General features: G+C 54.8%; 11 protein-coding genes. 9 read left to right on the top strand and 2 right to left on the bottom strand.

What is annotated here, in order from left to right; genetic code table 11:
* Window positions 1-95 precede the first annotated feature (95 nt).
* Window positions 96-4,004 (bottom strand): non-ribosomal peptide synthetase family protein, encoded by a 3,909-nt coding sequence (locus tag ACFSOY_RS02565; protein WP_386043960.1) that lies wholly within the window; start codon window positions 4,002-4,004, stop codon window positions 96-98.
* A gap of 238 nt (window positions 4,005-4,242) precedes the next feature.
* Here ACFSOY_RS02565 and trpS point away from each other — a divergent pair, with 238 nt between their 5' ends.
* The 8 genes from trpS to ACFSOY_RS02525 all read left to right on the top strand — a co-directional run bounded on the left by trpS (window position 4,243) and on the right by ACFSOY_RS02525 (window position 12,969).
* A complete protein-coding gene (gene trpS, locus ACFSOY_RS02560) occupies window positions 4,243-5,226 on the top strand; it encodes a tryptophan--tRNA ligase (protein WP_386043959.1) in 984 nt (327 codons plus the stop codon).
* A 236-nt stretch (window positions 5,227-5,462) separates the two neighbouring features.
* Window positions 5,463-7,118: an acyl-CoA mutase large subunit family protein gene (locus ACFSOY_RS02555; RefSeq protein WP_386043958.1), complete on the top strand. Its 1,656-nt coding sequence runs from the start codon at window positions 5,463-5,465 to the stop codon at window positions 7,116-7,118.
* Window positions 7,119-7,133: 15 nt separating this feature from the next.
* A complete protein-coding gene (locus ACFSOY_RS02550) occupies window positions 7,134-7,538 on the top strand; it encodes a cobalamin B12-binding domain-containing protein (RefSeq protein WP_386043957.1) in 405 nt (134 codons plus the stop codon).
* Window positions 7,539-7,543: 5 nt separating this feature from the next.
* Window positions 7,544-7,969: a methylmalonyl-CoA epimerase gene (mce, locus tag ACFSOY_RS02545; RefSeq protein ID WP_386043956.1), complete on the top strand. Its 426-nt coding sequence runs from the start codon at window positions 7,544-7,546 to the stop codon at window positions 7,967-7,969.
* A gap of 18 nt (window positions 7,970-7,987) precedes the next feature.
* Entirely contained in the window at window positions 7,988-9,514 is a 1,527-nt protein-coding gene (locus ACFSOY_RS02540) for an acyl-CoA carboxylase subunit beta (protein WP_386044465.1), read from the top strand.
* Window positions 9,515-9,524: 10 nt separating this feature from the next.
* Window positions 9,525-9,743, top strand: coding sequence for a hypothetical protein (locus tag ACFSOY_RS02535; protein WP_386043955.1), 219 nt, complete (start codon window positions 9,525-9,527; stop codon window positions 9,741-9,743).
* Window positions 9,740-10,858, top strand: coding sequence for a M20/M25/M40 family metallo-hydrolase (locus ACFSOY_RS02530; RefSeq protein WP_386043954.1), 1,119 nt, complete (start codon window positions 9,740-9,742; stop codon window positions 10,856-10,858). Before ACFSOY_RS02535 ends, ACFSOY_RS02530 begins: the two co-directional genes overlap by 4 nt.
* Window positions 10,859-11,040: 182 nt before the next feature.
* Entirely contained in the window at window positions 11,041-12,969 is a 1,929-nt protein-coding gene (locus ACFSOY_RS02525) for a methyl-accepting chemotaxis protein (RefSeq protein ID WP_386043953.1), read from the top strand.
* 127 nt (window positions 12,970-13,096) lie between these two features.
* Here the strand turns inward: ACFSOY_RS02525 and ACFSOY_RS02520 are convergent, their stop codons facing one another.
* Entirely contained in the window at window positions 13,097-13,336 is a 240-nt protein-coding gene (locus ACFSOY_RS02520) for a hypothetical protein (RefSeq protein ID WP_386043952.1), read from the bottom strand.
* A gap of 148 nt (window positions 13,337-13,484) precedes the next feature.
* On the opposite strand from ACFSOY_RS02520, the gene ACFSOY_RS02515 reads away from it, so the two are divergent.
* Complete coding sequence (locus ACFSOY_RS02515) at window positions 13,485-14,285, top strand: sulfite exporter TauE/SafE family protein (RefSeq protein WP_386043951.1); 801 nt, start codon at window positions 13,485-13,487, stop codon at window positions 14,283-14,285.
* Window positions 14,286-14,390: the final 105 nt, after the last annotated feature.

The following is a 14,390-nucleotide window of genomic DNA, read 5'->3' as shown; positions in this document are numbered from 1 at the left end:
AAAGGGACAAAAAAGACACACCCAATCACACAGATGACAGAAACAAGACGGGAAACATCTGTCAGAGTGTTTGGGTGTGTCCGGGATGCCAGTTGCTACGCCATCACCAGTTCTTGCTTGGAGGTGGCAACCTGTTTTTTCTTTGCTACAGAAGCTGCTTCAAACGAGGTAGCGTTAAACGCTTCGTACAACGACCAGTGTGCAGAAGGCTTCATGTAATCGATACTAATCGCATATTTTAGAATCTTATAGATGAGATTTCGATCCGGTGCGGGACAAACCACATCGGTGCCTGCGAACAGCTCCTGCGTCTCAGTGCAGCTCAGGCGAATGATCGAACCGTGATCATCGTTTTCGCTCAGCTGCGCCATCATGCACTGCAGGGCTTCCTGATGTTCCTCTGACGAGTTCGATTGGAACAGCCACTGCTGATAAGAAGGACCATCGACTGGCAAGATGCTGTAGCCAAACGATTGCAACAGCTGGATAAACGTTTCCGTTTTGATCTGTTGCGGGTTGCACAGGTGCAACGTGCGTCCTACCGTATCGGTGCGGTTGGCAGAGTGTACGATCGCTTTGCTCGCATAATCGACCGGGGTTAGATCCACATAATGTTCATCTTGTGCTGTTACTCCGAGCAGCAAGGTAGCCTTAACGAATTGATAGAATGCGTTGCCTGCGATATTTTTTTGCATGCGGCCCGTCTCCGAATGACCGATCAGATTGCCAACGCGATAAACAGTGACGGGGATTCCTTCGTCCATCGCCTCGCGAACGAGCTTTTCTGCGATGAACTTGCTTTCTGCATACACGTTGTCAAATTTCTGACCGCGGTCAAACTCAGACTCCTTCGCTACGATCTCCAGCGGGTCGTTTTCCGACCAACCGACGATGCTCAGCGTCGACACATAGTGAAAGCGCACGCCTTCGCGCGCTCTTGCCACGTCGAGCAACTGCGTGGTCGAGCGGATGTTGACGTTGAGGAAATGTTCCGTATCGCCGAAATAGCGGACATCTGCACCGCAGTGGATGATCGTATCGACGCTGTGCAACAGCTCCGTTTCCTGCTCGGTCAACCCGAGACCTTCCGCTTCCAAGTCGCCAACGAAGACGGTGACCCGATCGTTGACCTTCTTCGCCACCTTGCGGCCGAAGTAGAAGCTCAGCGTATCGCGAAGGCGCTCCAGAGCGGTGGTTCCTTTTGCAGGGCGCACCAAGCAGTAGACGTGCGCGTCCGTATCTTGCAGCAGATTGCTCAGGATGTGCGCGCCGAGATATCCGGTCGCGCCGGTCAAGAAGACCGCTTTTGTCTCGTCGGCGATCCAAGTGTGGGTCGCACGCTTTTCCGCTTTCGGCTGGCTCAAGCTCTGCAGCTTGGTTGCACAGCTTTCGAAGCGAGCGGAGACATCCTTCGATTGTGCAGTCTGCGAAGACAGGTAGCGTTCAAGCTCAGCAACTGTCGGATGCTTATAGTAATCTTGGATGGTCAACATCGGAAACTGCGTTTTCAGCTTGACGATCGAGGGCAGGATGTTGAGCGAATGACCGCCCATCGAGAAAAAGTTCTCATGGATGCCGATCTGTTTCAAGCCGAGCACTTCCGCCCACGCATCGGCGATCAGTTGCTGCATCTCGTTTTCCGGCGCATCGTACTCAGCGTCACACGCGCCGATCACATCTTCCGGAGCTGGCAACGCTTTCGGGTCGATCTTGCCGTTGATCGTAACCGGGATCGACTCAATTTGCAGGATGTAAGAGGGGACCATGTAATCGGCCAACGTCTCTTTCAAAAACGCTTTCAGCTCGGTTGCATCCGCTTTCGTATCGGAGACAACATAGCCGACCAAGCGCTTCTGACCGAGTGGATCGGCGCTCGCAATCACAACGCACTCTTTGACAGACTCGTGCTGCATCAGAGTGGATTCGATCTCACCTAATTCAATTCGGTAACCGCGAATTTTGACCTGGTTGTCTGCCCGACCTAAGAATTCGATCTGGCCATCTTCACGGTAGCGACCGAGGTCTCCCGACTTGTACATTTTGGTTCCCGAAACGAACGGGTTGTCAATGAACTTTTCTGCAGTCAGATCGGGGCGCTTCAGATAGCCGCGCGCAAGACCTGGTTCTGCGATGTAGATTTCGCCGCACGCGCCGACCGGCATCATGTTGAGGTTCGCGTCCAAAATGTAGATTTCAACATTTGGCAGCGGACGTCCGATCGGAAGCGGTGATTCAATCGCTTTTTCGCGTTTGGAAGACCAAGCAGTCACACAGACAGTCGCTTCTGTTGGGCCGTAAACGTTCATGAAGTTTACTTGTTTGCCCCATGTTTCAGCCAGTGCGGGCGGGCATACGTCGCCACCCGTCACGATCGTCTCCAAGTAAGGTGCGCCATCGATTGGCAGCTGTGCGATCGCAGAAGGAACGGTTGCCCAGAAGGTGATCTTTTCGTTTTTCATCAGCTCGGAAAGTGCGATCGGGTCACGCAATACGTCAGACGGTGCTTGCACCAGCGTACCCCCGCGCAGCAGAACTGGGAACATCTCCAAGATCGAAGGATCGAACGAGATGGACGTAAACTGCAGCGAACGGCTGTGTTCGTTTACGCCAAACAGCTCGCCTTGCGCGAGTGCGAGGCAGCTGACCCCGCGATGCATGAGGAGCGTGCCTTTCGGTTTGCCGGTGGAACCGGACGTATAAATGATATAAGCTAAGCTCTCAGCGGTGATGTCCGTCGGCACTTTTGTCGCGCTGTAAGACGAGAGAACGGAAAGATCATCGAGACAGAACAGGTTGCCTTCATAGTTGGATAGCTTGTCCAAAAGATGGGACTTCGTCAGCACGACGGGAGCTCCCGAATCGCTCAACAGATAGTCGATGCGCCCTTGTGGAGCGTCCGGATCGATCGGCACATAGGCGCCGCCCGATTTAAGAACGCCGAGGATGCTGACCACCAGCTCCAAAGAGCGGTCGAGCACAAGCGCTGTGATCGTCTCCGTTTGGCAACCGCGCTCGCGAAGTGCGTGCGCAAGTTGGTTAGCATGAGCGTCCAGCTGTGCGTAGGTCAACTCCTGATCTTGGAAGCGAAGTGCGACAGAGTTCGGCCGAGCTGCCACCTGTTGTTCAAAAAGTTCGACAATAGTGCTGTCAGCTGGATACGCAGCTTGTGTCTGATTGAACGAGTTGATCAGTTGCAGTTCTTCGCGGCAAAGCATGTCCATCTCCTTCGGAGATTGCTTCGGCTTTTCGGCGATCGAATTGAGCAACACCAAGAAGTTTTGCGCCATTCGTTCAATGGTCGACGATTTGAACAGAGCGGAGTCGTACGTAAACGAAACCTGCGGTGCGGAAGCGCTCTCGATGACGGTGATGCCGATTTCAACGCCGAGGTCCTCATTCGACCAGTCGATCATTTTGCCAGTCTGCTCGTTTTGCACAGCAAAGCAAGCAGGGAAGGTCAGATTGCCAAACGCTGGGTTTTCGGCGATCGTCAATTCGAGCAACTGTTCGATGTCACAAGTTTGTGCCACCAACGTTGCCAGATTGATGTCTGCAAGCACCCCTAAGAAGTCGGAGTGTTGCGAAAAGTCGGCGCGAAGCGGCAAAATGAAGTCCTTCTCTTGCGGGTTGTCCATATACTCGGTCAACGCGGAGCAATGGACGCCGACCAGCAGGTCGCTGCCGCGGCTGTAGCGGTGCAAAAGCGCCGCAAACCCGGCGAGGATCGTCGTTGAGAGCGTCACGTTCGAAGTGCGGCAAAACGCGCGAAGACGCTTCTCCAGACTGGAAGACAGAGCTACAGAGTGCGTCTCGCGAGCCGACCCCTTTTTCTGGCCACGCGAGAAATCCGCCTGCAACTCAAGCACCGGCAAAGGAGCTTGCCAGTGTTTGGCATAGAAGCTTTTCAAACTGTCAGATGCTTTCGCTTTCCCCATTGCAGCGAAAACTTTGTTTTGTGCGGTCTTCTCCCCAGAAGAACCGTTCCCCTTTTTTTCAAATCGCATAACTTTGCCCATCCCCCAATGGTAATTTTTTCTTCAATCCCCATTAAAATTATACTTCTATCCTAACCCCTCGTCAACTTAATGGGTAGTAACGTTTAAACTGAGTTTATTTTCGAGTGGGGATGTTAACCAACTATCAACTTTTTATGCAGCTTTTGGCAATGGTGTTTTCAGCACCCAACTTATGCTAAAATGCAAGGTATAAACATTGTGTTGAGAACGAGAGGAGCCGTTTAGCTTGAGACGAGTATTTTCTGGTGTACAACCGTCAGGAAACCTGACGATCGGCAACTATTTGGGAGCGATCAAGCAGTTTGTGGAACTGCAAAACGAGGCGGAAGCTCTTTACTGCGTCGTCGATCTGCATGCGATCACCGTGCCGCAAGATCCGGCGGAACTGCGCAAGCGGTCTCGTGAGATCGTACAGCTGTACTTGGCGAGCGGTGTCGATCCGAACAAAGCGACCGTCTTCATCCAGTCCCATGTCAAGGAGCATGCGGAGCTGGGGTGGATCTTGCAGTGCGCTTCCTATATGGGTGAGTTGAACAGAATGACTCAATTCAAGGACAAGTCGGAAGGGAAGCAATCGGTCCATGTGGGACTTTATACCTATCCGATCCTGATGGCTGCAGACATCTTGCTCTACGATGCGACGCATGTGCCGGTCGGCGATGATCAGAAGCAGCACATCGAATTGACCCGCGACATCGCCGAGCGCTTCAACGGGCGGTTTGGCGAGACGTTCGTCATCCCCGAACCGCAGATTCAAAAGTTTGGCGCACGGATCATGGCGCTGGACGAGCCGACCAAAAAGATGTCCAAATCGGCGGAGAACGAAAACTCCCGCATCGCGATCCTCGAACAGCCGAGCGTGTTCAAAAAGAAAATCATGCGCGCTGTGACCGACACGGAGAACGAGATCCGCTTTGATGAGGAGAACAAGCCGGGAATCTCCAACCTGTTGACGATCTATTCGCTGTTCGCCAACGCGAGCGTGGAAGAACTGGTCGCTCGCTACCAAGGTCAGGGCTACGGCAACCTGAAAAAAGATCTGGTCGAGCTGATGACCGATAAGCTCAGCGCGATTCAGAAGCGATATGAAGAGCTGAACGATCCGGCAGAGCTGGACAAGATTTTGGTCGCTTCTGCTGAAAAAGCGCGCACCATCGCCGAGCGGACGGTCAACCGCGTCAAAGATGCGATGGGCCTTGTGCGACTATAGCACTATAAAGGAAGCGATTGACTGAGGCTTTCTGACTAGGCTGACAAGTTTTCCGATCGGAACTTGTCAGTTTTTTCTGTGCAAAAAATGAGCATTCATTCACCGATTGCCCCTTGTCGAAAGCGGTTGTGTGGTATAATAAGCACTATGTGCCAATCTTTTTTTTCATGGTGAGAGCATCTGGTGACAGCGTTTAAATGAACACATAGAAGTACATATGTAGGAGGTTTTGATTGATGTCAGACTTCAAGACGAGATTGCAGGACTGGCAGGCGAAGGCGGACAAAGCGGCATCCCGTTTTCCTGAGCGCAGCGAACAGTTTCGCACATCTGCAGAAACGATCGAGGTCAAACGGCTGTACACGCAGGACGACCTCTCGGGTGACTACTTAGAGAAGCTCGGATTCCCAGGCGAGTATCCGTACACGCGCGGGGTTCAACCGACGATGTACCGCTCGCGCTTTTGGACGATGCGCCAATACTCTGGCTTTGGATCGGCAGAAGAGACCAACCTGCGCTTTAAATATTTGCTTGAAAACGGCCAGACCGGACTTTCGACCGCTTTTGACCTGCCGACGCAGATCGGATACGATTCGGACGATCTGATGGCAATAGGGGAAGTGGGGAAGGTCGGGGTGGCGATCGCCTCGCTCAAAGATATGGAGACGCTGCTCAGCGGAATCGAGTTGGACAAAGTTTCCACGTCGATGACGATCAATGCGCCCGCTTCCGTCTTGCTTGCGATGTATATCGCGGTCGCGGAGAAGCAAGGGGTATCGGCAGACAAGATCTCAGGTACCATTCAGAATGACATCTTAAAAGAGTACGTGGCTCGGGGTACATACATCTATCCGCCGGAGGCGTCGATGCGCCTGATCACCGACATCTTCGGCTATTGTGCCGAGCACGTCCCGAACTGGAACACGATCTCGATCTCCGGCTATCACATTCGCGAAGCCGGTTCGACCGCCGTGCAAGAGGTGGCATTCACCCTCTCCAACGCGATCGCCTACGTCGATGCGGCGGTGAAGTCGGGCCTCGATGTCGACCGCTTCGCACCTCGCCTGTCCTTTTTCTTTAACGCGCACAACAACTTTCTCGAAGAGATCGCCAAGTTCCGTGCGGCGCGCCGCATCTGGTCGCGCATCATGAAGGAGCGCTTCGGCGCGCGCGATCCGAAGTCTTGGCAACTGCGCTTCCACACGCAGACGGGCGGCTCGACGCTGACGGCACAACAGCCGGACAACAACATCGTCCGCGTCACCCTGCAGGCGCTCGCCGCAGTTCTCGGCGGCACGCAGTCGCTGCACACCAACTCGAAGGACGAAGCGCTGGCGCTGCCAACTGAAGAATCGGCGCGCATCGCGCTGCGCACGCAGCAGATCATCGCCTACGAAAGCGGTGTGGCCGATACGGTCGACCCGCTGGCCGGCTCCTACTACATCGAGTCGCTGACCGATGAGGTTGAGCGCCAAGCGCTCGAATACATCGCCAAGATCGATGAGATGGGCGGAGCTGTCAAGGCGATCGAGCAGGGATATATGCAACGGGAGATTCAAAATGCGGCGTACCATGCGCAGATGTCGATCGAAGACGCATCCTCGGTGGTTGTCGGCGTGAACAAGTTCCGCATCGAGAACGAGCCGAAGCCGGAGTTGCAAAAGATCAATCCGGAGCTTGAGCGCATCCAAAACGAGCGCTTGGCAGAGCTGCGCAAGACGCGCGACAACGACGCGGTGGAAGCTGCGCTGACAGCGCTCAGGCAGGCGGCGAAGGGATCGGACAATCTGATGCCGTTCATCATCGAATCGGTCAAGGCGTATGCGACGCTTGGCGAAATCTGTAACGTCATGCGCGACGTGTTCGGCGAATATCAGCCGGCACAGTGGTAAGAGGAGGAGCACATCATGTCTGAGACAAAAATTCGTGTACTTGTTGCCAAGCCGGGGCTTGACGGTCATGATCGCGGTGCGCTGGTGGTCGCCAAAGCGCTCCGCGATGCGGGCATGGAAGTGATCTACACCGGCCTTCGCCAAACGCCGCAGCAGATCGTCGCATCGGCGATCCAGGAGGATGTCGACGTGATCGGTCTCTCCTCCCTGTCTGGCGCTCACATGCACCTGTTTCCAGAGGTGGTGCGCCTGTTGCAAGAACAAGGGGCGGACGACGTGCTGGTCATCGGCGGAGGGGTCATCCCGGATGAGGATATCCCGGCGCTTCGCTCCGCTGGAATCGCCGAAGTGTTCACACCGGGCACTCCGCTCTCGGCGATGTCAGAATACATATATGCTCACGTCAAAGAACGGGGGTAGAACGAATGTCGCACGTGCCATATAAGATCGACCATCTCGGGGTGGCAGTTCAAAGCATCGAAGAGACCCTCCCGACCTACACGAACGGGATCGGCCTCAAGGTGATCCACGAGGAGATCATCGAAGACCAGATGGTTCGCGCCATCTTTCTGCAGGTGGGGGACAGCTGTGTCGAGCTGCTCGAACCGACTTCGCCCGAGTCGCCGATCGCCAAATACATCGAGAAAAAAGGGCAGGGCATCCACCATATCGCCTATGCGGTGCAAGATGTGCAGGCGGCGCTCGATCATGCGAAAGCGCAAGGTCTGCGCTTGATCGACGAGCAGCCGCGGCGCGGGGGGCACGGCAAGCTGATCGGCTTTGTCCATCCGAAGGATACGCACGGAGTTCTGACCGAGTTCTGCCAAAGCATCGAGGAAGAGGAGGAATAGTAAGTGGAAAAGAAGCTGATGGAACTGCATGATCGACGCCGCAAGATCGAGCTTGGCGGCGGCGATAAGCGAATTGCCTCCCAACATGACAAAGGCAAGCTGACCGCTCGTGAGCGCTTGGAGATCCTGCTCGACGAAGGCACCTTCCGCGAACTCAACCCGTTTATCGAACATCGCGCCACCCATTTTGGGATGGCCGATCTGGAGGGGCCGGGGGAAGGCGTGGTCACCGGATGGGGCAAGATCAACGGCCGCATCGTCTATGTGTTCGCGCAAGACTTTACCGTCTTCGGCGGAGCGCTCGGCGAGATGCACGCGCTGAAGGTCGCCAAGATCATGGATTTGGCAGCCAAGAACGGCGCTCCGGTCATCGGGTTGAACGATTCGGGTGGAGCGCGCATTCAGGAGGGCGTATCGTCGCTCGACGGATATGGGCACATCTTCTACCGCAACTCGATTTACTCCGGCGTGATTCCGCAGATTTCGGTGATCATGGGGCCGTGCGCAGGCGGTGCGGTCTATTCGCCTGCGATCACCGACTTTATCTTTATGGTCGAGGGAACTTCGCAGATGTTCATCACCGGACCGAAGGTGATCGAGACGGTGACCGGCGAGAACATCTCGGCCGAAAACCTCGGGGGAGCGCGCGTGCAATCGAGCGTTTCTGGCGTGGCTCACTTTACGGCGAAGACGGAAGAGGAAGTGCTGAACGAAGTGCGCCGACTGCTCTCCTTCCTGCCGCAAAACAACATGGAAGAGCCGCCGCGCCTCTTTTGCAAGCCGGATGACGGATACAGTGAAGAGCTGCTGGAAGTGGTGCCGGTCGAAGCGACCAAAGCGTACGATGTGCGCGATGTGATCACCCGGGTGGTCGACGGTGGCGACTTTCTGGAAGTCCAGCCGAACTTTGCTAAAAATGCGGTCATCGGCCTTGCGCGCATCGAAGGGCATCCGATCGGGATCGTCGCCAACCAGCCGAAGTTTATGGCAGGAGGTCTCGATATCGACTCGTCCGACAAGATCTCCCGCTTTATCCGCTTCTGCGACTGTTTCAACATTCCGCTGATCACGTTCGAAGATGTGACCGGCTTCATCCCAGGCGTCATGCAGGAGCACCGCGGCATCATTCGCCACGGAGCAAAAATCCTCTACGCCTACTCGGAAGCGACCGTGCCGAAGATCACGATCATCTTGCGCAAAGCGTTTGGCGGCGCCTATGTGGCGCTCAACTCCAAAGCGATCGGTGCCGATCTCGTCTACTCTTGGCCGACCGGCGAAGTGGCGGTCATGGGCGCAGAGGGTGCAGCGAACATCGTGTTCGCCAAAGAGATTGCCGAAAGCGAGAACCCGATGGAAACGCGGGCGCAGAAGATCGCCGAGTACAAAGAGAAGTTTGCCAACCCCTATGTGGCAGCATCGCTGGGGATGGTCGATGATGTGATCGACCCGCGCGAAACGCGTCAGAAGCTGAAAGAGGCGCTGGAAATTCTGCGCAACAAGCGCGAGACTCGTCCACCGAAAAAGCACGGGAACATCCCGCTCTAAGGAGGATGTTATGTCTGACGAAAAGTTCGATGTGACGTTTATCAGAGGGCCGCGCGACGTATCGCCTTGGAAGCAGGCTGCGCGTGAGTTTTCGCTTGCGAACGGCCGCTTGCAGACCGAACGAGGGGCATTGCATGCGCGTGCAGGTTATCTGGAGCAACGACACGAAATAAACAGTGAGAACTTCCCGAATGCTAGCTTTCATCAGAAAGGAAGGAATAACAGATGATCCAAGTGAATCGCGAACGACTGATCAACGAATTTCTCGAATTGGTACAAATCGACTCGCTGTCCCGCGATGAGCGAAACATGGCCGATGCGGTCACCAACAAGCTCAAAGCGTACGGCGTTGAAGTGGTTGAGGACAACGCGGGTGAGAAGATCGATGGCAATGCGGGCAACCTGATCTGCACGATCAAGGGCGACCCTTCGAAAAAGACGATCCTCTTCACTTGCCATCTCGATACGGTCGCACCTGGCAAAGGCATCAAGCCACAGCTGTTGGCAGATCGCATCACCTCCGACGGCACCACCATCCTCGGTGCGGATGACAAGGCGGGGATCGCGGGCATCTTGGAGATGGTGCGCGTGCTGAAAGAGCAGAATTTGAATCACGGCAACATCGTGCTCTTCTTGAGCGTCTCCGAAGAGACCGGTCTGCTCGGATCTCGCCATGCGGATTGGAGCAAGCTCCCACCGGTCGACATGGGGTTTGCGTTCGATTCGAACGGTCCGATCGGCAAAGTGGTGACCAAATCTCCTTCCCAAGCTCGTCTCGATGTGGTGATCAACGGCAAGCTGGCCCATGCTGGCGTGAACCCGGAAGCGGGCATCTCGGCGATCAAGGTCGCATCTGCTGCGATCTCGCGGATGAAGCTCGGTCGCATCAATGAAAACACGACGGCGAACATCGGCACCTTCCACGGCGGCGAGGCGACAAATGTTGTCTGCGATCGCGTCGAGATCCACGCGGAAGCGCGCTCGCTCGACCCGGAAGAGCTCGATGTGCAGATCGCGCATATGAAAGATGCGTTTGAATCGGCAGCAAAAGAGAACAATACCACAGCTGAAGTTACCGTCAACAAGCTGTATCATAACCTGCGTCACGAAGAGAGCTCAGAAGTTGTCCAGACAGCATTTAAAGCGATCAAGATGCTCGGGATCGAACCGAGCACGATGTCTTCGGGCGGCGGTTCCGATGCGAACGTGCTCAACGGGCAAGGCATTCCGACGGTCAACCTGGCGATCGGCTACCAAAAGATCCACACGATCGAAGAGTTTATCATGCTTGACGATCTGGAAACGGCTGCGAAGCTGTTCGTGGCTGTAACCCAAGCAGTTTAGAGTTATTATAATTTATGTAATTTCGAGACCACTTTCACTTGAAAGTTGGTCTTTTTTTTCTTTAAAGAGGTTAATCGGTGTGGCTCGTCAAATTATATGCTTATACCTCTTGAGGAAGGATGAAAACCTTGAAATTGAGAACCAAAATGTTTTGCCTGCTGCTAGGAATGGCACTGATTCCAATGTTTATTATGGGCAGCATCAATAGCTTCTTCTCGTCACATTCGCTGGAAACTCTGCAAAAGTCGGCTGAGAAATCAGCAAAAGAGACGGCGGTCGAAGTGATCGAATCTGAGAAGAACACAGCGCTCATGTTGGCAGAGCAAGCGACCTTGGATCAGGACTTGATCGAGGCGTTGAGCCAAAAGGATCGAAAGAAGATCGCAGAGGTGGTCGACACGGTGTATGCCGCTCTCAAGATGAGAGATGTCACACTATTTGAAGTTGTCGATCAAGACGGAATGGTCGCATATCGGGGACACCAACCTGAAACGTATGGGGACAGCAAGCGCGGCGATTCGGCGATCATGTCTGTGCTCACTCGTGGCGAATCTCTATCCTTTGTCGCAGAAGGGGTGACCGGTCTTGCTCTGCGCGGAGTGTCTCCGGTCAAGCAGGGGGGCAAAGTCGTCGGAACTGTCACGATCGGCATGATCACCGATCAACAGTTTGTCGATCGACTGAAGAGAATGGATGGTGGAGAGGTCGGAGTTTTCAACGCCGACAAGAAAACGCTGCTCGTTTCGACGATTCCTGGGGAGCAGAGCACGCTCTCCGATCCAACATTGCTCGATGCGGTGATCGAACAGAAGCAGAGCTATAGCAGCGAAGGGGAATTGAACGGGGTGCCTTATAGCTTTCTTTATATCCCCCTCACCGATTTTGACAATGCGAAGACGCTTGGCGTTTTGCGCATCGCTGAATCGAGAGAAACGCTCGTCGCTGCAGAAGAGGAAAGTCAATTTTATCAACTCCTGATCTGGATCTTGGTGATGGTAGTCTGTGTGCTGATCGCGATCTGGACCACTCGCTCGATCATGCGACCGATCACCTCGGTGATGGACGGTCTGAAACGAGCGTCGGGAGGTCAACTGACCAAAGCGAAGCCGGTCAAAGCTTCGGGCGAACTCAAGATGTTATATGAACATTATAATACGATGATCTTAAGCGTATCAGACTTACTAGCGATGGCGAAAGAGACGGCAGGCAAAGTAGCAGACCTGACCGAAACACTGTCGCGCGGCGCGCAGGAAACTTCGGTCGCGGCCGAGCAAGTGACACAGGCGATCGACGCGGTGGCGGTCGGCAGCGACTCCCAAAACGATTCCTTGCAGCGTGCGAACGATCGGCTCAGCACGGCGATTCGCTCTCTGGAGCAGATCCAGAAGCGGGCATCTGAGCTCAGCCAGCGGGCAGAAGAGGTGGACGAGGCTGTGCTTGTCGGTCGCCGCACGATGGACAAGACGCGCACCGAGATGAATTCGATTCATCAACAGGTCGTGCAGACGGCGGAGACGATGAACCGCTTAGGAAAACAGTCGCAACGGGTCGGTCATATCGTCGATCTGATCGCTGGCATCGCCGGCCAAACCAACCTGTTGGCATTGAATGCTGCGATCGAGGCGGCGCGCGCTGGTGAGCAGGGCAGAGGGTTTGCGGTGGTCGCCGACGAGGTGCGCAAGCTGGCAGAACAGTCGGGAAAAGCGGCAGAGGAGATCGTGACCTTGATTCGTGAGATGCGCGATCAGGTGGACGAGAGCATCGAAGGGATGCAGCAGGGGCTGACTGCCGTATCGGCAGGAAGCGCGGCGGTTGAAGAGGCGGAGCACGCGTTTGGGCTTGTCAGCTCTGGATTGACCGTCGTGACGAGCGAGATCAGCCAGGTGCACCGTCTGACCGATGAAGCGACAGAAGAAGCGGTCGGGGTTGAAGGAGAGTTCCAATCGATCGCCGCCGTCGCGGAGCAGACGGCAGCCTCTAGCGAAGAGGTTGCTGCATCTGTCGAGGAGCAGAGCGCGACGCTTGCGACGCTGTCCGATTCGATGAACGAACTGGCGATGCTCGCAGACGAGCTGAACAAGGCGGTCAAACGTTTCAATTTTGAAGAGTAGACTCAACCTGAAGTAGCACCTGTCGGATGACAGGTGCTATTTTTTGCTTGACGCGCTGTCGACGAGCGACAGGTCGAGCTGTTCAAGCGAAAGACGGGACACCACAAACGGTCTCCCGATCGATCGTCTATGCGTTTGGTTCGTCCATTTCGATCATCGCAAAAACCGGATGGTCGATCGCAGCACCATCTTGCTGGTAGATGAGCACCGTATCGGCGGCAGGTACCGTCTCCTCCACATAATGGTGGTTCGGACACACCCGATAGCGGCTGCTAAAACCGGTCTGTGAAAGTGTTGAGATCAACTTTTCGCTGCAATAGGGGCAGCGGCCGGTGAGCGGCTTCCAAAAACGTTGCCAAGCGTTCATTTTTATCACCAAATCCCAATCATTATACTTGGTATTATAAATCGTTTTGCTGCTGTCTGACAAGTGACAACAAGCGGTACAGACATTTTTCACCTGTGTTACAATAGGTATAGAAGTGTACGTTTGGGTCTGGAAAGGAGATTCGGGAGTGACAGGTGTAGATGTGGTAGTATACGTGCTGATCGGCTTGATCGGTTCCTTCTTCTCCGGCATGCTCGGAGTCGGCGGTGCGATCCTGACCTATCCGCTCCTCTACTTTGTCCCTCCTCTGTTTGGTGCCTATGCGATGTCGCCGATCGAAATCTCGTCTGCGACGATGTTTCAAGTGTTTGCATCCTCCGGAATCGGGATGCTGATGTACCGCCGTTCGCCGTGGTTTTCGCGTCAGGTGGTGCTGATCATCGGGGGAGGTATGCTTTTCGGTAGCTTGGTTGGAGGCTTCTTGTCGGGCATGATCGACGGTGTGGTGATCCATCTGCTCTATGGCACGATGGCGTTGGCAGCGGTGGTGATCATGGTTGGCGGACAGCGGGGGGAACTATCAGATGAGATCGGAGCAGGAGCGGTGATCGATCGATCGCGCGCGATCCTGCTGTCATCAGTTGTCGGCATTCTATCGGGTATTGTGGGCGCGGGAGGTTCGTTCCTGTTGATCCCGCTGATGATCAATGTATTAAAACTGCCCACGCGCACGGCGATCTCCTGTTCGCTGACGATCGTATTTTTATCGAGCATCGGAGGTGTGATCGGCAAGGTGAGCGCAGGTCATACGCTCTACGCGCTTTCGTTCTTGCTCGTGATCGCCAGCCTAGTCGGTTCGTGGATCGGTGCGAAAGTTGGGCAGAAGATGAACGTTCGCCTGTTGCGCCTCGTCATGATCGGGGTGATCTTGTTGTCCGCTTTGCAGATCTGGGGCGAACTGATCTGGCAATGGTGGGTGTTGCGTTGAAACGATTTGTAAACAGAGCGGTAGGAAAGAACAGCCTGTCTCCGTCGCGGGTGCAAGCTGTTCTTTCCTACCGCTTTTCTTCGTGCCGGACGCTCGCTTAGCCTT

It is taken from the genome of Tumebacillus lipolyticus, assembly GCF_042682745.1.
In the GTDB taxonomy this organism is placed as follows: Bacteria; Bacillota; Bacilli; order Tumebacillales; family Tumebacillaceae; genus Tumebacillus_A; species Tumebacillus_A lipolyticus.
This window is presented reverse-complemented; position numbering and strand designations above follow the sequence as displayed.